17 protein-coding genes are annotated in these 21,985 nt (G+C 66.3%); 8 read left to right on the top strand and 9 right to left on the bottom strand.

Going from position 1 to position 21,985, the window contains the following annotated elements; all coding sequences use genetic code 11:
• Positions 1-2: 2 nt before the first annotated feature.
• Positions 3-2,516 (bottom strand): GcvT family protein, encoded by a 2,514-nt coding sequence (locus CV023_RS18050; protein WP_230748457.1) that lies wholly within the window; start codon positions 2,514-2,516, stop codon positions 3-5.
• 193 nt (positions 2,517-2,709) lie between these two features.
• Positions 2,710-3,510 (bottom strand): IclR family transcriptional regulator, encoded by an 801-nt coding sequence (locus CV023_RS18045; RefSeq protein WP_230748456.1) that lies wholly within the window; start codon positions 3,508-3,510, stop codon positions 2,710-2,712.
• A 119-nt stretch (positions 3,511-3,629) separates the two neighbouring features.
• On the opposite strand from CV023_RS18045, the gene CV023_RS18040 reads away from it, so the two are divergent.
• Positions 3,630-4,379: an IclR family transcriptional regulator gene (locus CV023_RS18040; protein WP_230748455.1), complete on the top strand. Its 750-nt coding sequence runs from the start codon at positions 3,630-3,632 to the stop codon at positions 4,377-4,379.
• 56 nt (positions 4,380-4,435) lie between these two features.
• Here the strand turns inward: CV023_RS18040 and CV023_RS18035 are convergent, their stop codons facing one another.
• From CV023_RS18035 to CV023_RS18025, 3 genes are all read right to left on the bottom strand, one after another.
• A complete protein-coding gene (locus tag CV023_RS18035; RefSeq protein ID WP_230748454.1) occupies positions 4,436-5,341 on the bottom strand; it encodes a sigma-70 family RNA polymerase sigma factor in 906 nt (301 codons plus the stop codon).
• A gap of 14 nt (positions 5,342-5,355) precedes the next feature.
• Positions 5,356-5,796 carry a carboxymuconolactone decarboxylase family protein gene (locus tag CV023_RS18030; protein ID WP_230748453.1) on the bottom strand — a complete coding sequence of 147 codons (441 nt, stop codon included), beginning with the start codon at positions 5,794-5,796 and terminating at the stop codon, positions 5,356-5,358.
• 158 nt (positions 5,797-5,954) lie between these two features.
• Positions 5,955-6,821, bottom strand: a complete 867-nt coding sequence (locus CV023_RS18025) for a methylenetetrahydrofolate reductase (RefSeq protein WP_230748452.1) — start codon at positions 6,819-6,821, stop codon at positions 5,955-5,957.
• Between the two features lie 159 nt (positions 6,822-6,980).
• Here CV023_RS18025 and CV023_RS18020 point away from each other — a divergent pair, with 159 nt between their 5' ends.
• The gene (locus CV023_RS18020; RefSeq protein ID WP_230748451.1) at positions 6,981-8,285 is read left to right on the top strand and encodes a glycine cleavage T C-terminal barrel domain-containing protein; all 1,305 of its coding nucleotides are present in this window, start codon (positions 6,981-6,983) and stop codon (positions 8,283-8,285) included.
• 123 nt (positions 8,286-8,408) lie between these two features.
• On the opposite strand, the gene CV023_RS18015 is transcribed toward CV023_RS18020, so the two are convergent.
• On the bottom strand, positions 8,409-9,863 hold the full coding sequence (locus CV023_RS18015; protein ID WP_230748450.1) for an APC family permease: 1,455 nt from the start codon (positions 9,861-9,863) through the stop codon (positions 8,409-8,411).
• A 164-nt stretch (positions 9,864-10,027) separates the two neighbouring features.
• Between CV023_RS18015 and CV023_RS18010 the strand changes: the two genes are divergently transcribed.
• Together CV023_RS18010 and CV023_RS18005 are read left to right on the top strand one after the other, a co-directional pair.
• Positions 10,028-11,362, top strand: a complete 1,335-nt coding sequence (locus tag CV023_RS18010) for a TrkH family potassium uptake protein (protein ID WP_230748449.1) — start codon at positions 10,028-10,030, stop codon at positions 11,360-11,362.
• A 66-nt stretch (positions 11,363-11,428) separates the two neighbouring features.
• Positions 11,429-12,163 carry a potassium channel family protein gene (locus tag CV023_RS18005; RefSeq protein ID WP_230748448.1) on the top strand — a complete coding sequence of 245 codons (735 nt, stop codon included), beginning with the start codon at positions 11,429-11,431 and terminating at the stop codon, positions 12,161-12,163.
• 57 nt (positions 12,164-12,220) lie between these two features.
• Here the strand turns inward: CV023_RS18005 and CV023_RS18000 are convergent, their stop codons facing one another.
• On the bottom strand, positions 12,221-12,517 hold the full coding sequence (locus CV023_RS18000; protein WP_230748447.1) for an antibiotic biosynthesis monooxygenase family protein: 297 nt from the start codon (positions 12,515-12,517) through the stop codon (positions 12,221-12,223).
• 167 nt (positions 12,518-12,684) lie between these two features.
• Positions 12,685-13,953 (bottom strand): site-specific DNA-methyltransferase, encoded by a 1,269-nt coding sequence (locus CV023_RS17995; RefSeq protein ID WP_230748446.1) that lies wholly within the window; start codon positions 13,951-13,953, stop codon positions 12,685-12,687.
• A 37-nt stretch (positions 13,954-13,990) separates the two neighbouring features.
• Here CV023_RS17995 and CV023_RS17990 point away from each other — a divergent pair, with 37 nt between their 5' ends.
• Positions 13,991-15,619, top strand: coding sequence for an FAD-dependent oxidoreductase (locus CV023_RS17990; protein WP_230748445.1), 1,629 nt, complete (start codon positions 13,991-13,993; stop codon positions 15,617-15,619).
• Positions 15,620-15,852: 233 nt separating this feature from the next.
• Positions 15,853-17,133, top strand: coding sequence for an alpha/beta hydrolase (locus CV023_RS17985; RefSeq protein WP_230748444.1), 1,281 nt, complete (start codon positions 15,853-15,855; stop codon positions 17,131-17,133).
• Between the two features lie 22 nt (positions 17,134-17,155).
• Here the strand turns inward: CV023_RS17985 and CV023_RS17980 are convergent, their stop codons facing one another.
• On the bottom strand, positions 17,156-18,604 hold the full coding sequence (locus CV023_RS17980) for an XRE family transcriptional regulator (protein ID WP_230748514.1): 1,449 nt from the start codon (positions 18,602-18,604) through the stop codon (positions 17,156-17,158).
• 179 nt (positions 18,605-18,783) lie between these two features.
• Between CV023_RS17980 and aceA the strand changes: the two genes are divergently transcribed.
• Entirely contained in the window at positions 18,784-20,094 is a 1,311-nt protein-coding gene (gene aceA / locus CV023_RS17975) for an isocitrate lyase (protein WP_230748443.1), read from the top strand.
• A 222-nt stretch (positions 20,095-20,316) separates the two neighbouring features.
• The gene (gene aceB, locus CV023_RS17970; RefSeq protein WP_230748442.1) at positions 20,317-21,927 is read left to right on the top strand and encodes a malate synthase A; all 1,611 of its coding nucleotides are present in this window, start codon (positions 20,317-20,319) and stop codon (positions 21,925-21,927) included.
• Positions 21,928-21,985 lie beyond the last annotated feature (58 nt).

The raw sequence follows: 21,985 nt of genomic DNA, 5'->3' as shown, positions 1-21,985 counted from the left end.
CGCTACCTCCTGATGTTCGCGTTCTCGGGGTCGAACAGCGGGGTCGCGTCGACCGCGGCCACGGTCACGGGATACCGCTCCTCCATGTAGACGACGGCCAGGCGGTTGCCAAGCACCGCCTCGGCGGGTGGGAGGAAGGCCATGAGGACGTGCTTGCCCAGGCTCGGCGCCGACCCCGCCGAGGTGACATAGGCCGGATGCCCGTGCCCGTCGATGAGCGGTTCGCCGTCGGGGGAGACGATGGGTTCGCCGCCGAGCATGTACCGCTTCTCCCCGGACGCCGAAGTGTGATCGTCGACCGTGAGCGAACACAGGACCGTCTCGGGGTCCTCGTCCCGGTGCCGCAGGTGCGCCGCCCTGCCCTCGAAGTCCTGGGCCTTGACCTTCGGCCGGCTCATTCCGACCTCGACGACGGTGCGTTCGGAGTCGAGCTCGGCGCCGAAGGCCCGGTAGCCCTTCTCGATCCGTCCCGTCGTGGAGTAGACGCCGAGGCCGACGGGGGCGAGTCCGTGCTCGGCACCCGCCTCGGTGAGCATGTCCCACAGCTTCGCCCCAGACTCGATCGGCACGTAGAGCTCCCAGCCGAGGTCGCCGACGTAGGAGATGCGCGAGGCGAGAACCTCGAGTGAGCCGACCTGGATGGTCCGGCACGTGCCGAAGCCGAAGCCTTCGTGTGAGACGTCGGCGGTGGTGACCTGGGAGAGGATGTCGCGGGCCCGTGGCCCCCAGAGGCCGATCGTCGTATACGCCGAGGTGAGGTCCGCGATCTCGGCTCCGGAGTCGGGGAGTCGGTCGGCGAACCATTTGCGGTCGACCATGCCGTGGGCGGCACCCGTGACGACCCGGAACCGGTCGTGGGCCAGGCGCATGATCGTGAGGTCCGAGCGGAATCCTCCGGCCTCGTCGAGGACCGGGGTGTAGACGACCCGGCCGACCGCGACATCCATCTGAGCCAGCGCCACTCGCTGCACGGCGTCGAGGGCGGTGGGACCGGAGATGTCGAGGATGACGAAGCTGGAGAGGTCGATGAGTCCGGCCCGTCTGCGCAGGGCGAGGTGTTCGGCGTTGATGATCGGTGACCACCAGCGGGAGTCCCATTCGTTGGTCCGGGCCATCACGGCCTCGCCGAACTCCTCGAGCAGAGGCGCATTCGATTCGTACCACTGCGGGCGCTCCCAGCCGCCGGCTTCGAAGAACACGGCACCGAGGTCGTCGTGCAGGGAGTGCATGGGGGAGAGGCGGACATTGCGGTCCGAGGCCCACTGCTCGCCCGGGTGGACGATGCCGTAGGTCTTGTTGAAGGCTTCCGAGGTGCGGGCGCGGACATGTTCGCGGGTGCGCTGGTGGGAGTGGAAGCGGGCGATGTCTGCGCCCTGGACGTCGATCTCGGGCAGTCCGTTCGTCATCCACTCGGCCACCGCCCGGCCGACGCCGGGACCTTCCTTGACCCACACGGCCGCCGCCGACCACAGGCCTCTGACCTCGGGTGACTCTCCGAGGATCGGCGCTCCGTCGGGGGTCAGGGAGAGCAGTCCGTTGATCGCATAGCGGATTTCGACCTCCGGATTCGACAGCACCTCGGGCATGAGCTCGAGGGCCTGTTCGAGCTGCGGATCGAAGTCCTCATCGGTGAAGGGCATCTCCGTGGGGGAGAGCTTCGCGGCCTCGATCGAGGGGATCTCGTCCGGGTCGTGGAGGATCGCACGGTGGGCGTAGGAGCCGATCTCCATGTCCGAACCGTGCTGGCGTTCGTAGCAGAAGGTGTCCATGTCGCGCACGATCGGAAACGAGATCTCGCCCGGTCGTTCGGCCAGCTGGGGGACCGGGCCGACGCTGATCATCTGGTGCACGGCCGGGGTCAGCGGGATCGCGGCACCGGCCATGGCCGCAATCCGCGGACTCCACACACCGCAGGCGACGAGGACCCTCTCCGTGGCGATCTCCCCCTTGGAGGTGTGCACGCGGGTGACCTGGCCGTTCTCGACATCGATGCCGGTCACCTCGGTGTTCGCCGCCACCGTCAGGGCGCCTTTGGACTGCGCGGATTCGCGCATCATCGTGCCGGCGCGCACGGAGTCGACGACGCCGACGCCGGGGGACCAGAAGGCGCCGAGGATGACGGAGGGATCGAGGAACGGAACCTTCTCGACCACCTCGGCGGGGGTGACCAGGTGCGATTCGATTCCCCAGGCGCGGGCCGAGGCAATCCGACGGCGCAGCTCCTCCATCCTCTCCTCGGTGCGGGCGACCTCGAAGCCGCCGGATTCGGTGAAGACCTCGAGGTCCTTGTATTGGCGGACGCTGTCGAGGGTGAGGTCGGTGATCTCGCGGGAATGGTCGACGGGGAAGATGAAGTTCGAGGCGTGTCCGGTCGAGCCGCCGGGATTGGGCAGAGGGCCTTTGTCGACCTGGACGATGTCGGTCCAGCCGAGCTCGGCGAGGTGATGGACGAGACTGTTGCCGACGATACCGGCGCCGATGACGACGACGCTGGCCTGGGCGGGAATGGAAGCCATCGACTGGCTCCTCTCCGGAGGCGCCATTGCCTCCAACAGCATCGGTTGCGTATTGCGCAACGTGATGCGTGATGTGGAACTTGGTACGTCGATCGTCCTCCCGGCGCCGAGGTGTGTCAAGGGGTGTTTCGGCCGGTTGCAGGATCGGTCTGGCGGGGTCGGGCGGAGCCGTTCGGCCGGTGCGGGACTCGAATCAGTGCTCGCGCCAGCCGAGGCGGGCGGAGATGTCGGCGGCCGCGCGGATGAGCTGCTCCCGCGCGGATTCGACCTTCTCGTCGGTGAAGCGGAAACTCGGTCCCGAGGCCGAGATCGAGGCGATGACATCGCCGTGGGCGTTGCGCACGGGTGCCGAAACTGCGCTCAGCCCGACCTCGAGCTCGTCGACGACGACCGAGGACCCGGTCTCGACCACCGCGGCGATCTGGGCGAGCAGAGTCGGGACCGACACCACCGTCTGTGGGGTGTAGGTCTTGAGCTTCGCGCCGAGGACAGAGCGGATTCCGCTCTCGCTCAGGCCCGAGAGGAGGACCTTGCCGTTCGAAGTCGCGTGCAGGGGGATGCGCTGGCCGACCCAGTTGTGGCTCTGCACCGAGGCGGGGCCTGCGGCCTGGTCGAGGTAGCGGGCGGCGCCGTCGGAGAGGACGGCGATGTTGATCGTCTCCCCGGTCGCCTCGGCGAGCAGCTTCGTGATTGGGCAGGCCTCCTGGACGATGTCGAGGCGGGCGGTCGTGGCCCCTGCGAGGCGGAGGATGCCGAGGCCCAGCCGGTACTTTCCGCGGCGCTGATCCTGTTCGACCAGACCGCGTGCCTCGAGGGTGGTGACGATGCGGGAGGCGGTGGACTTGTGGACGCCGAGTTCGGCGGCGATGTCGGTGACTCCGACGAGGCCGGTGCGGGCGATGACCTCGAGCACTGTGACCGCGCGGTCGACCGATTGGACGGTGCCGGTGTGCGGGTGATCGAGGCCGCCGTCAGCCTCGTTGCTGTTGCTCATTTCGAAACCGTATCCCAGATGACATAACCCGAACAGGCCGGTTTCGTGTGCGGTAGGGTGAATCCGGTCGGCGAACCACGGGTTCGTCGGCGCATCTTTCCCCGACGGAGTTGAGCGCTATGACCAATGGGACCCAGTCGATCGACCGGGCGGCAGAGATCTTGTCGCTGGTGGTGAGGGCGGATGACCCGATTTCCTACACCGAGGTGGTCGGGTCCACCGAGCTGGCTCGGTCAACGGTCTCTCGCCTGCTCTCGGCTCTCGAACGCAATGGGCTCGTCGAGCGCGACGGGGACGGGCTCTACCGCGGGGGCTCGCTGTTCGCCACCTATGCCTCCCGCTTCGACCGGGTAGAGACCCTCGTCTCCGCGGCCGACCCGACGCTGCAGCGACTGAGCGAGGAGACGGGCGAGACGGTCAACCTCGCAGTGCCGAGTGCGAACGGGGTGGTCCAGGTCGCGCAGGTCGATTCGACCTTCGTCCTCGGCGCCACGAACTGGGTCGACGTCGAGGTCCCGCCGCACTGCTCGGCGCTGGGCAAGGTCATGTACGCCTTCGATGTCATCCCCCTGCCCACCGGACGCCTTGAGCGCCGCACCCCGCACACCCTGGGGTCCCGGAAGGAACTGACCGACAACCTCGCCGAGGTGCGCGAACGTGGGTTTGCGCTCGTGCACGAGGAATTCGAAGCTGGTCTCGATGCCCTTGCCGCACCTGTCTTCGGCATCGACGACCGGGTGGTCGCGGCCGTCGGCATCTCCGGCCCGACGATGCGCATCGCCAAACGCCACGATGAGTTCGGTCGCCTCCTCGCCGACGAGGCGGGCCTGCTCTCACGCAGCCTCAAACGCAAGGTCACCCACCGGTAGGACCGAGTCCCAGCGGGGCCGCAGCTCGTTTCGGCGGGAGAAGAGTTCGGCCCGCCTCAGATCCGGTCGAGCTTGTCTGGATTGTTCACCATCCGCAGGCCGAGGATGAGGCCGGCCGCATCGAGTTCGAGATCGAGGATCCGGTCGCGACCGTCTCGGCTGAGTGCGATTGCCAGGCCGCCGTTGACCTCGACGATGCCGCGGACGTCCTGGCCGTGCGGATCGCCGGGAGTGAGCACCGAAGCGAAGAAGCGGACGATCTTCTCGGCACCGAAGACGGGGTTGAGCGCCGAGGCGATCTTTCCGCCCCCATCGGTCCAGAGCACGGCATCGTCGGAGAGCAGCAGGCGCACCGAGGTGGCCATATCGCCGCTGCGGATCGCATCGACGAGGCGGTCGAGCGTCCTGCGATTCGCCGGTCGAGTCGTCTCCCGGCCGGCATCCAACCGGCGGGCGGCGCGGGAGATCATCTGGCGGATGGCGGCGGGCTGCTTCTCGAGGATCTCGGCGACCTCCTCGGTGCTCATGCCGAAGGCTCGAGTGAGGACGAAGGCGGCGCGAGCGTCGGGGGAGAGCTGCTCGGCCAGGTGGAGCAGCGACAGAGACAGCAGCTCCCTGTTCGCAACCGCGTCCTCGGGCAGCTGATCGGTCGCGATGGGTTCGGGAAGCCAAGGCCCCGGGTAGTCCTCCTTGACGGTGGCAAGGTGGCGGGAGTGATCGATGGCCCGTCGCACGCACACCGTCGTCAGCCACGCGGACCACGAGTCGATCGGCTCGGTGGCTTCGCGTTCATGGACGAGCGCGGCGATGCCGACCTCCGAGACAACATCCTCGGCATGGCCGGCATCGCCGAGGATCCGATAGGCGATGCCGAACAGGCGCCCTCTCTCACCGGCCCAGGTGCGGGTCGCCGGGGTGAGGGTGTCTGTGTCGTTCACGATGCCTGGCTCGGTCTCGTCCACGCGTCCACTCTAGATCAGGCCTCCGGCGGCGTGGTCTCGGTGGCGATGGCCAGGCGGTTCCAGGTGTTGATCGTCGAGATCGCCAGCAGCAGGTCACCGAGTTCCGAGGGTGAGAAGTGCTCGGCTGCAGCGTCCCAGATCTCGTCGGTGACGGTCTCGGGTCCGAGCGTGGTCACGGCATCGGTGAGGGCGAAGACGCTGCGCTCCCTGTCGTCGAAGAGCGATCCGGCATGCTGCCAGGCGGAGACGGCGTAGAGCTTGCGCGAGGCAACTCCGAGCTTCTCGAGGTCGCTCGAATGCATATCGACGCAGAACCCGCAGCCGTTGACGATCGAGGCGCGGAGTTTGACGAGGTCGTAGAGTTCGGCCCCGAGCGCCTGCCTGCAGTAGGTGTCCAGGTGGAGGATGGCGGAGTAGCCCTTCTTGTTGATCTGATCGATGCTGATGCGTGCCATGGGTGTCCCTTTCGGTCGAAGTCGGCTCGATGTGTATCGCGCCGAGGAGTCTCGTCGCGCGCAGGGGAGCGCCCGACATCATGGTTGTCGGGCGGCGAGCGGAAATTGTGACAGGGGTGGCGGGATCGCTGATCACTCTGCGGGCAGGGGCCCCACCGCTACGAGCTCGTGGTCACCCCGTCGAGGTCGGCCTCCCCGAGGGCGGCGAGCTGCTTGCGCCGCCACACCTCGGTGTCCTTGATCTGGTTGAAGGTGTAGATGTGCAGCCCGACCACACCCATCGCCGGATCGTCGAGGGTCGGGCCGAGCTTGTCGAGGAACTTCCGCGGGTTGTAGCCGCCGGGCTTGGCCATGCGGGTGAACGTTGCGGTGTTCTTCCGCAGGAACCTCGTCGACTCGCCCACGCCGATCTTCGAAGCCACCCGCGCCAGCTTCGCAAGCTCGACCTTCCCGGCGATGCCGAGGATCAGCGGCAGCTCGACCCCGCGCCCCCGGACCCGGGCCAGCCACGCGGCGACGGCGGCGGGATCGAAGCACAGGTTCGACACGAGGTGGGTCGCATAGTCGCGTTTGTCCCACATCGCCTGAATGGTCACGTCATCGGGGATGAGCGGATGCGTCTCCGGGTAGGCGGAGACGCCGAGGTGCTGGATCGGTGGGGCCATGCTCGCGAGATCGACGAGCAGGTCGAGGGCGCCGGCATACCCGCCCGCGGGCGGGGTGGCGTCACCGGCGGGGACGAAGATCCGGTCGATTCCCGCCTCGGTGATCCGGCCGACGATCTCCTCGAGCTCGGTCCGGCCCTGCACCATGCGGGCGGCGATATGCGGGATGGCGTGGAAGCCGAGCGCCTGCAGCTGCTCGGTCGTCGACAGGGTCGCCTCGAGCGTCAGGCCGGTCGACGCGGTCACCGTGATCACTCGGCCGGGGGCGACATATTCGTGGACGCGTTCGACGACGCCCGCGGTGGGCAGGATCTCGTAGCGGGCGGATCGGAGCAGCGAACTCAGCGTTGCGGCAGACAACCTCGTCTCCTTTCGGCCGGCGGTCGCGGCGATCGCAACACGCCTAAGTTACCGGTCAGAAGTCCTTGCATCTCCTGTGGCCCCGATTCTACACTCAAAGCACCCATAATATGGGAATTCAGTTCCATAATATAAAACTCTGCAAGCAGGGGGAACACCATGGACAACAACGTCCCGTCAGTGGATCAGAGCGACAGAGCCGTCCCGATCAACCTTCGCCAATCAGGCCCGACCCCGGTCGAAATGCTCATCGACACCCGAGTGCGCAAGTCGCCGTACTGGGAGCTGTCCGTCGAGCAGGGATGCTGGAGGGCATCGATCTACAACCGCATGTACCACCCGCGCGGCTATGTGCCGCGGGAAGACGGAGGGATGATGGTCGAGTACCAGTCCCTCGTCAACGACGTCACCCTGTGGAACGTCGCCGTGGAACGCCAGATTCAGGTCAAAGGACCCGACGCCGAGGCGTTCGTCAACTATGTCATCACCCGTGACGCGACCAAGATCCCCGTGATGCGCGCCCGCTACGTGATCCTGTGCAATGAAGCAGGCGGCATCCTCAACGATCCGATCCTGCTGCGCGTGGCGATCGACGAATTCTGGTTCAGCCTCTCCGACACCGATCTCATGCTCTGGCTGCAGGGGGTCAACGTCGGCGCGAAGTACGACGTCACGATCCAGGAGATCGACGTCGCACCGGTGCAGGTCCAGGGCCCGAAGTCCGTCGATGTCATCTCCGATCTCGTCGGTGAGGAGGGCCGGACCCTGCCGAGCTATGGACTCATGGAAGCCCAGGTCGGCGGGCACGACGTCATCATCTCCCAGACCGGGTTCACCGGCGAGAAGGGCTACGAGATCTACCTCAAGGATGCGACGAAGTACGCCGAGGACATGTGGAACGCGGTGCTCGCCGCCGGTGAGCCCTACAACCTCAAGGTCGTCGCCCCCAGCCACCACCGGAGGATCGCCGCGGGCATCCTCTCCTGGGGTCAGGACATGGACTTCGAGACCTACCCCTTCCAAGTCAACCTCTCCTACCAGGTGCCGCGGAAGAAGGAGGCCGATTACATCGGCAAGGCCAAGCTCGAGGAGGTACGCGCCCAGATCGAGGCGGGGACGCCGCCGTACTCCACCCAGCTCGTCGGTCTGTTGGTCGGAGGCAAACCCATCACCGACTACGCGCCGGACTTCTGGCTGGTCAGCGCGTCCGCCGACGGTGAGGCCGTGGGCTATGTGACCTCACCGTGGTATTCGCCCGAGCTCGAGGCCAATATCGCCATGGCTCATGTTCCGGCGACGGCGACCGCGCTGGGCACCGAGTACTGGGTGCATCTGCCGGAGCCGTTCGCCGACACCCCGGGTGAGCCGGTCCGCGCCGAGGTGGTCGAGATGCCGTTCCGTCCGAGCGTCAACCCCAACCAGCGCGAACGTCTGAAGACTAAGGGACTCGACGCCGCTGTGTGAACCTCCGTCGCGGCGTCGCATGACGCCGCCGTGTGAGAGCTGCAGTCCGAATCCGCCCCTGAACCGAGCGCGGTCAGCCTGGCCTTGAGCCGCTGGCCGCGCTCGTCTGTGCTGTCCGCCGACTCACTTCTTCCGCAGGGACTTTACCTTCGCGAGCAGCTCGTTCTCCGCATTCGGGCCTGCCTTGATGCCCGTCGGCAGACGGAACATGAAGATGACGCCGACGAGGAGCCAGACGGCGAAGCCGACCCACGACTGCCAAGCCAGCTGTGCGGAGACCGGGGTGATCGGGATGTAGAGGATGAACAGGATGAAGGTGAGGACCGAGGAGATCACGCCGATGACGAAGCCGCCGTCCCGGGCTCCTCCGATCCGCAGGGGGCGTTCCATGTTCGGTTCGCGCTTGCGCAGAACGAGGAATCCGACGCTGACGAGGAAGTAGGCGATGACGATCGCGGGGGACCCGGCGTCGACGATCCACCCGAGCGCCGCGGTGCCGAAGAACGGGGCGATCGCGGAGAGGGTGCCGATGAAGATGATCGCGTTCGACGGTGTGCGGTACTTCGGGTGGAGCTTGCCGAACCACTTCGGGATCATGCCGGCCGTGGCCATCGCCCACATCAGGCGCGAGGAGCCCATGAGGAAGGCGTTCCATGAGGTGATGATGCCGGCCAGCCCGCCGGCGATGACGATCTTGCCCCAGATGGCCGAGCCGAACATGATCGACAGGGCATCGGCGGTGACGAGATCGTGGGTGCCCATCTGATCGGCCGGCATCGCCAACGAGGTGGTGCCGATGATGATCACGTAGAAGGCGATGGCCATGACCACGGAGACGACGACGAGCTTGCCGATCTTGGCCGGTGGAAGTTTGACCTCCTCGGCGGACTGGGGAATGACGTCGAAGCCGACGAACAGGAACGGCACCACGGCCATGACCCCGATGAAGCCGGCCCCGCCGCCGGTGAACAGCGGTTCGGTGTTCTCGATCTCTCCGCCGATGAAGCCGCCGGTCAGCAGCATGAGGCCGACGATGATGAGGAACCAGACGACGAAGGTCTGAACGAGTGAGGCCACCTTGACGCCGCGGATGTTGACCCAGGCGATGACGATCGCGCAGATCGTGCCGACGAGGGCCCAGGTGAGGTAGACGTCGAAGCCGGCGACGTTCCACAGCTTGATCTGCTCGAGGTTCGGGAACAGGTAGACCGCGGTCTTCGGCACCGAGACGGCCTCGAACATGACCACGCTGATATAGCCGCCGGTGATCGCCCATGACCCGAACAGGGAGACCCGTGGGCCCATCGCCCGAATGAGGTAGTTGTGCTCACCGCCGGCATGGGGCATCGCCGCGACCATCTCCGAATAGACGGTGCCGACGAAGCACATGATGATGCCGCCGACGACGAAGGCGAGGATCGCGCCCAGCGTGCCGGCACCGCTCAGCCAGTCGCCGGTGAGCACCACCCAGCCGAAGCCGATCATCGCGCCGAAGCCGATGAACAGGGCATCGACCGTGCCCAATGCTCTGACGAATCCGTGGCCGCGGTCGTGCAGCTCTGTCTCGGCCTGGCTCATGATCAACCTCGTCATTTCGGTCGGGGCCGTGCCCGAAGTGCGATCGCCGGTGACCGGTTCGCTGCTCGAGCCCGTTGAGTGTTCACTGATTGGCAGAGTAGCAGGATTCTGAGAGTTACCGGAGAGTCAGCGCTCTGTGACTCCGGTGGTGCTAGATTTCCTCTGTGCACAGCTCACATCGCAGCGCGATCGATCGTGTCATCGCGGGCTACCTGGCGGCACTCGTCATCGGAACGAGTCTGCTCATGACCCCGGCGGCCACCGTCGCACCCGGCGGAATCTCCCTCCTCTCGGCTCTCTTCACCGCCACCTCGTCGCTGAGCGTGACGGGCTTGGTCGTCCTCGACACCGGGCAGGACTTCACCTTCTTCGGACAGTTCGTCATCCTCGCCCTCATCCAGGTCGGAGGTCTCGGAGTCCTGCTGCTCACCGCCCTGCTGGCACTGCTCATCGCCCGCAAAGCGGGTCTGAAGCTGCGCCGCTCGGTGGCATCGGAGACGAAGAGCGAGGTCATCGGCGGCATCAAGCCGATGGTGCTGCGCATCGCGGGGCTGACCTTCGGTACGGAACTCGCGGTCGCCTCGGCGCTGTTCCTGCGGTTCTCGATCCACTACGACGAACCGCCGCGCCAGGCGGCATGGAACGCCGTGTTCCACGCGATCTCGGCCTTCAACAACGCCGGCTTCGGGCTCAAGTCGGACAACCTCATGGCCTACGTGGCCGATCCATTCGTCTGCGGGCCGATCGCCATTGCGGTCATCCTCGGCGGGCTCGGCTATCCCGTGCTCATCGAACTGGTCCGCCGCTACCGCTCACCGTTCACCTGGGGGCTGACGACGCGGGTGATGGTGGTGATGACTCCGCTGCTGCTGATCGGCGGCACCGCCTTCATCGCCGTGCTCGAATGGAACAATCCCGGCACCATGGGCCACCTCGACGCCTGGGGCAAGCTGCAGGCCTCGGCATTCCAGTCCACGATCACGCGCACGGCCGGATTCAACTCCGTCGACATCAGCCAGATGCACTCGCTGACCTGGTTCGGAATGGACATCCTCATGTTCATCGGCGGCGGTCCCGCCGGAACCGCGGGCGGGGTGAAGATCACGACCGTGATGGTGCTGGCCGCGACGACATGGACGGAGATCAGCGGAGGCCGCGCCGTCAATCTCTTCGGACGGCGCATCTCGCGGTCGGTGCATCGTCAGGCCACGACCGTCATCGTCCTCGCCCTCGGACTCATCGTCTGCGCGACGATGCTCATCCTCTTCGACGCCCCGCAGCTCGGTCTCGACCGGATCCTCTTCGAGGTCATCTCCGCATTCGGCACCGTCGGACTCTCCACCGGGATCACCGCGGATCTGCCGCCGCTGAGTCAGATCGTCCTCATCCTCACGATGATCCTCGGCCGCCTGGGCCCGGTCACCGTGGCCACGGGGCTGGCCCTTCGCTCGCGACCGCTGCGCTTCGAACTGCCGAAGGAGCGGCCGCTCATCGGATGACCGGATACAAGGCCCGCCCAATGACGGCGACACCACAGACAATGCAGACACGAAAGGTCCACAGAGATGATTGAGAAGAACTGGATGGCGCGCTCCGCGTCGTTCTTCACCGGAGATCCCACCCGCTTGGCCAAAGACGGTGCCGTGGCCGTGATCGGTCTGGGGCGGTTCGGCGGATCCCTGGCCAAGGAGCTCGCGAGCCATGGGGTCGACGTCATCGGGATCGACATCGCCGAGGCGGTCGTGGCCGAATTCGCCGACAGGCTCGCTCATGTGTCCCGCGGTGACGCCACCGACGAGGTGGTCCTCCGTCAGCTCGGCATCGACGAGGTCTCCCGCGTCGTCATCGCCATCGGCAGCGATCTCGAGGCGAGCATCCTCGTGGCCTCACGGATCCTCAAGCTCGGCAACCGCCATATCTGGGCGAAGGCGATCAGCGAGCCCCACGCCGAGATCCTGCACCAGCTGGGCATCCCCAATGTGATCAGCCCGGAGAACGACATGGGCCGCCGTCTGGCGCACCTGATCCGCGGGCACATCTCGGACTTTCTGCCGATCGACGAGGATTTCGTGCTCGCTCGCACCACCCCGCCCGTGCGGATCGCCGATGTGCCGTTGGCCTCGACGGGGCTGCGCGGAAAATACGATGTCACGGTCGTCGCGTTCAAACGTCGGGGCGGCTCCCGCTGGGACATCGCCGACCGCGACGTCACGCTCTACGCCGATGATGAGATCCTCATCGCCGGCAGCCCCCACCATGTCGAGGTCTTCAGCGAGCTCGACAAGGACACCGAGGGGTGAAGGCCGAGGGCTGAGGGGCGGTCAGCCGCCGAAGGACCGTCAGTCGAGGTCGACGGATCACTCGCCGAGGTCGACGACCTCGAATTCGAGGAGTTCGGCTGCGCTGGAGACGGGCTCCTTGCCGGTCGACTCGTGGGAGGATTTCCGGTTCTGCTTCCAGTTCTCGAAGTCCTCACGGGTGGCCCACTGGGTGTAGACGAAGTACTTGTCTCCGCCGGAGACGGGGCGCAGCAGCTGGAAGCCTTCGAAGCCGGGAGCTCCGTCGACGGAGTGCTTGCGCGCGGCGAAGCGCTTCTCGAGTTCGGCGCGGCCGGGTTCGGGGACGGTGAGGGTGTTGATGGCAACGACGGACATGTTGACTCCTTCTCCGGTGCTGATCGAGTGCAGATGACGACGCCGAGGTGGCGAGTCATTCTCGAGCCTATGACGCGGAACTGAGTCCTGCCTCAGCTGTCCACCATGGTGCCGTTCTGGTCTCAGCTGCTTCCTCGGAGTCGGCGCCGCCCCATCGCTTCCGAGGGTCAGTCCACGACCGAGAGTTCGGTGAACCTGAGGTCGGGGGCGTGCTCTTTCGCGGCGCGACGGATGCGTTCGGCGGTGAGCTCGCTGATCGTCGGGAACGCCTCCCCTCCCGCGTCGCCGCCCGCATCTGCGCCCCCGCCCGCATCCGGGCCGGCACCGCCTTTGCCGCCCCCGCTGACCGCGGCGCGGGCGTTCTTCGAACGCAGCTCCTCCGGCGTCTGCACGAGCACGAACGAGCGTGCCCCCGCATCGCGCGCATTCGCCTCCATCACTGCCTGCGCCGTCGTGCCGGAGCCGGCGAAGAAGTCGAGCACGATCGCCTCGGGATCGAAGAAGGTCTGCGAGGCGACCAGCGCCTTGACCAGCTCCACCGGCTTCGGATAGCTGAAGATCCCGCCCAGACCCAGGGCCTCGAGGTCGTTCTGCCCGCCGAGTGCCTTGATGATCGAGTACATCTTCGAGCTCGCCTTCTCGGCCGGGGTCACGCGCACCACCGCGTGCTTGCCCTCACCCCAGGGCCGCAGGATGTACTCGCCCGTGGCCAGCTTCGCGTCCACCTCGGCGAGTTTCCTCTCACCCTTGACCGCGAGGATGTCCTCGTACATCAGCCGCCGCTCGGACCCGCGCGCATAGCGGCCGAACCTGGCCCGGAGCACATCGGTCTCGACGAGCATGGCCCGGCCGTCGATGACCTCGAGCTTCGCGGGGGATTTCTTCTCGGTGAGGAACGGCCCGACCTGCGCGGCATCGCGGCCCCAGACATGGACGTAGTCGTGTCCGCGGACGAAGGAACGCGCATTGCCCCCGCCCTTCGCCCGCTGATGGATGAGGGTGCCCAGGGAATTGTCCTCACCGAAGATCTCGTGCCCGAGCAGCTGTGCCCAGGCGCTCTCGCCGTCGTCGAGGTGAAGGAAGAGCACCCCGTCGGGGCGCATGAGTTCGCGTGCGAGGAGCAGCCTCGGTGCCATGAAGGACAGCCAACTCGCGTGATCGTGGCCGTGATCCTTGTAGTCGTGCGCATTGCCCGTGTTGTACGGCGGATCGATGTAGACCACCTTCACCCGCCCCCGATGCGTGCGCAGCAGCGCGGTGAGGGCCGGCAGATTGTCGCCGATGAGGAGGAGGTTCTCGTGCGGATCCGGACTATAGGGGGCCGCATCATCGCCGGCGCCGAGGTGGGGGAGCGGTCCGTGCGGATCTACGGAGACGAGCCGGCGACCGAGGGCGAACGCGGCATCCTTGCCGGGCCAATTCAGCGCGGTCGTCATCCTTCTCCTTCACGGTGATCGGTGCAAAGATTGCTGTATGAGTATTTCACGAGTGGCCGTGGTCGGTGCCGGCATCCTCGGCGTCGCCATCGCCCGGGAGCTGACCGACCGCCTCCCCGATGCCGAGGTCACCGTGTTCGACAAGGCCGACCGCGTCGCCGCGCATCAGAGCGGGCACACCTCCGGGATCGTCGATTCCGGACTCGCTGAGGCGGCCGGATCGAAGGAGGCCAAGCTCGCCCGCCGTGGCGTGGAGCTCCTGGTTCCGTTCGTCAGCGGACGCGGCATTCCCTACCGAGAGTGCGGGCAGCTCCTCGTCGCGCAGACCACCGATGAGGCGGACCGTCTTGAGGAGCTCTTCACCGCCGCCGAGAAGAACGAGATCCCCGGGGTCAGGCTGCTTGAGCGCGGCGAGCTGCGCGAGATCGAACCGAATGCCAGGGGAGTGCTCGGCCTCTACTCCCCGCACACCGCGGTGACCGACTTCGCTGCGCTGACCGAGGCGCTCGCCTCCGATGTGATCGCGGCCGGGGGCGCCTTCGTCTTCGACACCGAAGTCACCGGTTTCGACGTGATGAGCAACGAAGTGCGGCTGCGCGGACGGAGTACATCGGAGGTCGGCGGCGGTCAGGATCACTGTGCGGAAACAGGCGACGGCGACGGGGTCAGCGGGGTCAGCGGCGGCAAAGATGAAGGCACCCGCGAGGATCGGGACGACGACATCGACGAGCAGGTCCATGAGGTGCCGCGCACTTACCGGGGCGATGACGCCTCCGGCCCGGTCGTCGACTTCGGCGATGAGCTGCGCAGCCGCTTCGGCGGCCAGGACTGGTTCAAGCAGGTCGAGGATACCGTCGAGAACCTCACCGAGAAGCTATCGAACACCTGGTCAGGCAGAGGAGGCACTTCGGCACCCACGGATTCGCCGAATCGCGCCGAGGATTCCGGCCGTACCGTGAATGGGGATCGCACCGAGGATTCTGAGCACACCGAGAGGGCTGGCCGCGCCGAGAACTCGGACCACCAGGAGCGCACCCTGGGCACCTTCGACCTCGTCATCACCTGCGCCGGACTCCAGGCCGACCGTCTGGCCGAGGCTGCTGGGCTCAGCGCCGAACCCCGGATCGTCCCGTTCACCAGCGACGTCTACATCGTCGATGAGGCCGACACCGAGGTGGTCCGAGGAATCGTCGGCTCCGTGCCCGATCCCTCCGCCCCGTTTGCAGACGCCGCGCTGGTCCGAGGTGTGAACGGTTCGCTCATGCTCGGTCCGAACACCTTTGTCGCCTTCGGGCGTGAGAAGTACGAGAAGCGCGGATTCGACCTCGGCGACGTGGGCTCGACCGTGAAGTTCAAGGGCTTCTGGAAGTTCGCGGCCCAGACCGCGAAGACCGCAGCCCGGGGCGCCCGGCCGGTCGTCAGCAGATCCGCCTTCCTCGAGAGACTGCAGAAGTTCGTGCCGGCCCTCGACGCAGACAGCGTCGCCGCCGGACCGCGCGGAGTCAGAGCCCAAGCGATGAGCGCCGAAGGAGAGCTGATCAATGAGGTGCGCGAAGACAAGCGCGGGAGGCTGACCATGGTCAGGAGCATCCCTCGGTGGGGTGCCACCTCGGCGCTGGCCATCGCTGAGGACGTCGTCGACCGTGCCCTCGAGCCCCGGCGCTGATAACTGCGCCCTCGAATCCCGCTGGCGCTGATAGCCGCGCCCTCGAATCCCGCTGGCACCGTCACCCAGGCCGACCGAACAGAGACATGTTATATTAGCTGAGGCTAACCAAACCATTTCCCTGGAGTAAAAGTGTCTCTACCCCAACTGTCCGCAGCTCGAGTCCGCTCCGCTCCCTCCCTTGCGACCGAGCCTCCGATCGCCTGGAAGCTCGACACGGCGGTGAATGGCTGATGAGCGGGCTGTGCACCTGGACCGACGACGGCGAAGCGTGGACTCTGCATCTGACCTTGCCGGCCGATCTGGTCCCGCCGGAACTCGGGATCACCGCGGTGGGAGTTTCCGCGATAGGGGACTCCGCGGTGGGGGTTTCCGGGATGGGGGACTCCGACGCCGGGGCGGGTGATGCGTCCGAGCCTGCACGCCGGAAGCTGTTCGCCGACCTCAACGGCGTCACCGATCGTCGGGATGTTCCTGGCGGAATCATGACTCTCACGGAGTCCGAGCAGGGATCGTCCTTCGTCGCCGAACTCCGGGTTCCTCGTGGCTTCCGCGGCAGTCTGGACTTCATGCCCGTGCCTGCCGGCATCGACTCCGCCGACCGGGAGACCTGGTTGGCCGCCCTCGACGAGGCCTTCATCCCGCGGGACACTGGGCTGCGCATCGTCAACGACATGTTCGGTCGACCCGTCTTCGAGATCGCGGCCCCCGATGCCAGGCCGCTGATCTGGACCGCCGATACAGGCGCGTCCGAGGAGGAGGCCGCAACGCCCGATGGGGTGGTCTCGACTGAGAAACGAGCGGACGATGCCGAGTCGGCCGGTTCGGTCGAACGGATCGAGGCCCTCGATTCCACACCACGGCGAGTCTGGACGTACCGACCCGAGCGCGCCCCCGCCTCGGCGCCGGTGCTCGTCGTCTTCGACGGACGCGCCTTCATCGACGGCGGACTGCTCACCGCGGTCGACGAACTCGTCAGCCCGCCCTCGTTAGTGCTCGCCGTCGACCATGCGCCACTCGAGCCCGCCTCGGATTCCTCCGCCTTCGAGGTGCGGGCCTCTGACCTGGTGATGAACCCGAGATTCTGCGACGAGGTGCTCGCGCTCGTCGACCGGCTCGCCCCGGAGTCCCGGAGCCGAAGCATCATCGCCGGAGCCTCCTACGGGGGTCTGGCCGCCGCCTACTTCGCGCTGCGCCGCCCGCAGGAATGCCGCGGAATCTGCCTGTCGCCATCGTTCTGGGAATCCGACGCACAGGGCAGGAGGATCTGGGACCACGTCCCCGGCGCCGGAGCCGCCGCGGACCCTCGTCCCGAATTCCTCATCGACCACGGAACCCTGGAAACGGCGATTGCGGATTCCGTCGCCGAGGCGGTCCCGGAGTTCTCGAACCGCGGCCTGAGCGTCGGGACCAGCACCTTCTCCGGCGGCCACGAATACCTGTGGTGGCGTGAACTCCTGCTCGTCCACCTCGCCGAGGTGCTCGCCGACACCCCAGTCTTGTCGAAGGCGTGAGGCAGGCTCAGCCGGAGCCCACTCAGCCGGAGTGACGCTCGAGGAACTGGTAGACCTCGGTGTCGTCGACTCCGGGGACCGCTCCCGGCGGAACCGCGGCCAGGAGTGAGGCGTGCATCCGCGCCGAGGGCAGGGACTTCTCCTCCCACTTCTCGGCCAGATCCTCCGGCGCCTGCCGGCAGCACGAAGGATCGGGGCATTCCGACTTCGAGCGAATCGGTGATTCCCGGCCTTCGAACCACTTCACGTGGGCGAAGGGCACGCCGACGCTGATGGCGTAGTCGCCGCCGGGCAGAACCCTGGCGGTGCACCAGTATGAGCCTTCCGGGGTGTCGGTGTACTGGTAGTAGGGGCTGAACCTGTCGGCGACTCGGAACACCGTCCGCGAGGTGAAGCGCTTGCACGCGAACTGGCCCTCGACGGCGCCGAGCGGGTCGGTCGGGAACGGCAGGCCGTCGTTCGAATACGCCTTGTGGATGGTCCCGGAATTGTGGACCTTCATGAAGTGGACCGGCAGGCCGAGGTGCTCGGTGGCGAGGTTCGTGAAGCGGTGGGCGGCGGTCTCGTAGCCGACGCCGAACATATCGCGCAGATGCTCCACGGAGAGTTCGCGCTTCTTCTTTGCCTCGGTGAGCATCGGCACCGCCGTGCGCTCGGGCAGCAGGATCGCCGCGGTCAGGTAGTTCGCGCCCACACGCTGCTTGAGGAAGTCCTCGAAGTCCGTAGGCGAATCGTAGCCGAGGACGTGCGGGGCGATGCTCGTGAGCAGGTGCGACCGGGGGTCGAAGGCCGCATCGGCATTCGGCAGGTAGATCCGTCTGTTCGCGGTGTCCGAGATCGACCGTGTCGACTCCGGCAGATCGGAGACGTAGTGGAGGCTGAACCCGAGCTTCTCGGCGATCAGCGCGGTCTGCCGCTGGGACACGGTGCCCGACTCGTACCCGACCAGGTCGAGCAGCTCCGCGGCCTGGGCCTCGAGGTCGGCGAAGTAGTTGTTCTTCTCGCGCATCCTCTCCCGCAGCTCCCGGTTCGCCCGCCTGGCCTCCTCGGGGGTGGCGGCCCTCCGCTCGAGGGCCTCGGAGAGCTGACGCTGCAGGCCGACGATCGCCTCGAGCGCATCGGAGGGCAGGGACTTGATCCGCACCTGCGGCAGCCCCAGAGATGAGTACATGGGGGAAGCCTGATTGCGTTCGGCCTCGAGTTCGAGGGCCTGCCGATCGTCGACGGGGGAGGGGTCGATGAGCTCGGCCACGTCGGTCTTCAGGGCCTTGGCGATCGCGGTCAGGAGGGTGACAGAAGTTTCTCGCTTACCGTTCTCGATCGTCGAGATCTGGGAGGCTGCACGCCCCACTCCCTTGCCCAGCTCACTCAGGGTCAGCCCCTGCTGTTTGCGAAAAAACCGAATTCTTCTGCCGATACTCAATGGATCGGTCTGCTGATCGTTCTCGCTGAGATCGGCGTCAATGCTCATCAGGGCGGCTCCCGTCGACGATGTGGTCTGGTTCACTTTCGTGGAAACCAGTATGACAGAATCCGGAAATTTCTGAAACCGGAAAATCAGAGATTATTCATCCGGAAAACCTCTGTTACACCCCTTGCAGCGCCGACAGAATGAACTCATCAACCCCGAACGAGGAAGAGAGAAGGACAATGACTGAGAACACCACGCAGAACAGCTTGCACGATGCTGAAGCCATCCGCCGCGACTGGGCCACCAATGCCCGCTGGTCGGGAGTCGCTCGTGACTACGAGCCCGAGGATGTCGTCAAACTGCGCGGTTCGCTGATCGAAGAGCACACACTGGCCCGCCACGGCGCCGAGCGCCTGTGGAAGCAGGTCAGCTCCAGCGACATCAAATCGGGTGAGTACGTCAACGCACTCGGCGCGCTGACCGGCAACCAGGCAGTCGAGCAGGTCAAGGCCGGCCTCAACGCCATCTACCTCTCGGGCTGGCAGGTCGCCGCCGATGCGAACGCCGCCGGACAGACCTACCCCGATCAGTCGATCTACCCGGCCAACTCGGTGCCGCAGGTCGTGCGTCGGATCAACAACGCGCTGATGCGCGCCGACCAGATCGAGTCCTCGGAAGGCAACAAGAAGGTCGACGACTGGTTCGCTCCGATCGTCGCCGACGCCGAGGCGGGCTTCGGCGGTTCGATCAACGTCTACGAACTCATGCGCTCGATGATCGCTGCCGGCGCCGCCGGTGTGCACTTCGAGGATCAGCTCGGTTCCGAGAAGAAGTGCGGCCACCTCGGCGGCAAGGTTCTCGTTCCGACCTCGCAGCACATCCGCACTCTCAACGCGGCTCGCCTGGCGGCCGACGTGGAGAACGTGCCCAGCCTCGTGATCGCTCGCACCGACGCCGAGGCGGCCACGCTCATGACCTCGGACATCGACGAGCGCGATCAGCGCTTCGTCACCGGTGAGCGCACGGCTGAGGGCTTCTACAAGATCACGAACGGCATCGAAGCAGGCATCGCCCGCGGACTGTCGTTTGCGCCCTACGCCGACATGCTGTGGATGGAGACCTCCACACCGGATCTCGAGGCGGCCAAGCAGTTCGCCGATGCGATCCATGCCGAGTACCCGGATCAGATGCTCGCCTACAACTGCTCGCCGTCGTTCAACTGGCGGGGTCACCTCGACGATGCCACCATCGCGAAGTTCCAGCGCGAGCTGGGAGCCATGGGCTACAAGTTCCAGTTCATCACCCTGGCCGGCTTCCACGCGCTCAACTACTCGATGTTCGATCTGGCTCACGGTTACGCCCGCGAACAGATGAAGGCCTACGTCGACCTGCAGGAGCGCGAGTTCGCTGCCGAGGAACGCGGCTACACGGCCACCAGGCACCAGCGCGAGGTGGGCACCGGTTACTTCGACCTGGTTTCGACCGCGCTCAACCCGGAGTCCTCGACGACCGCGCTCGCCGGCTCCACCGAGACCGCTCAGTTCCACTGAGTTCCGCACCGGCCTGAGGGCCACCACGGATTCGGCGCGGATCGGCAGAGTTTTCACGGGGTTTACTCCGCCGGTCCGCGCCGTCACATTCGCACCACGACTTCCCAGAAACTCCCGCACCACCGGCACCACCTGCACCACCTGCACCACCTGCACCATCACAGCCACTGCACCACCACACCAGGCAGCAATCACAGCGCCACGACGGGTGAGGAGAAGCCCATGTCTTACATCAAGATCAACGCACCGCTCGAACCCGGCTTCGACACTGTCCTCTCGGAGCCCGCACTGAACTTCATCGCCGGACTCCATGACGAGTTCGCCGGCCACCTCGGCACACTGCTCACCGCACGCCGCAACCGGGCAACCGAGATGAACGGCGGCACCCTCCCGAGGTTCCGACCCGATACCGCTCGCATCCGCGCCGACCGCAGCTGGAAGGTCGCCGGTTCGACCGGTGCTCCCGGCCTCGAAGATCGTCGCGTTGAGCTGACCGGTCCGGTCACCGAACGCGAGGTGGTTGCGGCGCTGAACTCGCAGGCCAAGGTGTGGCTCGCCGATCTCGAAGACGCCACGAGCCCGACCTGGGCCAACGTCATCGGCGGACAGCTCAACCTCCACCGCGCCATCCGAGGACAGCTGCCCGGTGTGAACAACCGCAACCAGCCGACCATCGGACTGCGTCCCCGCGGCTGGCACCTGCCGGAGAAGCACCTGCTCTACGTCGATGATGCCGGCAAGGAGTTCTCCACCTCGGGACCGCTCGTCGACTTCGGTCTGTACTTCTTCCACAACGCCCGTCACCTCATCGACAGCGGCTCGGGCCCCTACTTCTACCTGCCCAAGCTCGAGTCCTCCGTCGAGGCTCGCCTGTGGAACAAGATCTTCGTCTACTCGCAGGACCGTCTGGGCATCGAGCAGGGCACCATCCGCGCCACCGCCCACATCGAGACGATCACGGCCGTGTTCCAGATGGAGGAGATCCTCTTCGAGCTGCGCGAGCACTGCGCCGGACTCGAAGCCGCCGGTTGGGACTACCTGTTCTCGGTGGTCAAGAACCTGCGCCACTCCACCGAGTTCGTTCTGCCCGACCGTGAGCGACTGAGGATGGACCTGCCGCTGATGAAGGCCTTCACCGACCGCCTCGTCGCCACCTGCCACCGTCGCGGTGCCCACGCGATCGGCACCATGAGCAACCTCATGGCCGAACACCCCGATGAGGCCTTCGTGGCCGCGGAGTTCGAGCGGATGCGCGAGGACAAGGCCCGTGAAGCCTGGCAGGGCTTCGACGGCACCTGGGTCGCCGATCCGGCGCTCGTGCCGGCTGCGCTGAGCGTCTTCGATGCCGCTCTCGGCTCGAAGCCGCACCAGCTGGAGAACAAGCGCCCCGATGTGCAGGTGACCAGCGACCACATCCTCGACATCACCGGCCTGGAGCCGATCGTCACCGAGGAAGGCGTGCGGATCAACATCCGCGTGGCCATCGGCTACATCAACGAATGGCTGGGCGGCAACGGCCATGTGGCCCTGGAGAACCAGCTCGAGGACATGTCGACCGCGGAGATCTCGCGCTCGCAGATCTGGCAGTGGATCCGTCACGGGGTGACCCTCGACAATGGCGAGCAGCTGACCCACCAGATGGTGGAGCGGTTCCTGGGCGAGGAGCTCGCACTGCTCGAGCGTCAGCCGGCCGATCACTTCACCGAGGCGATCGAGATCTTCCGGGCCAGCGCGCTCGGCGAGACCTTCCCCGACTTCCTCACGATGCCGGCCTACACCGACCACCTCGTCGACCGGGTGTCGAAGGCCAGCACCGAGGTCCACGCGGCCTGAGTCTCTCCCCCACTGCTACCTGACGGCGGCCCAGCACCCTCGCGCGAGGGTGCTGGGC

Origin of the sequence: Brevibacterium sp. CCUG 69071 (genome assembly GCF_021023135.1) — a bacterium.
GTDB lineage: Bacteria > Actinomycetota > Actinomycetes > Actinomycetales > Brevibacteriaceae > Brevibacterium.
This window is presented reverse-complemented; position numbering and strand designations above follow the sequence as displayed.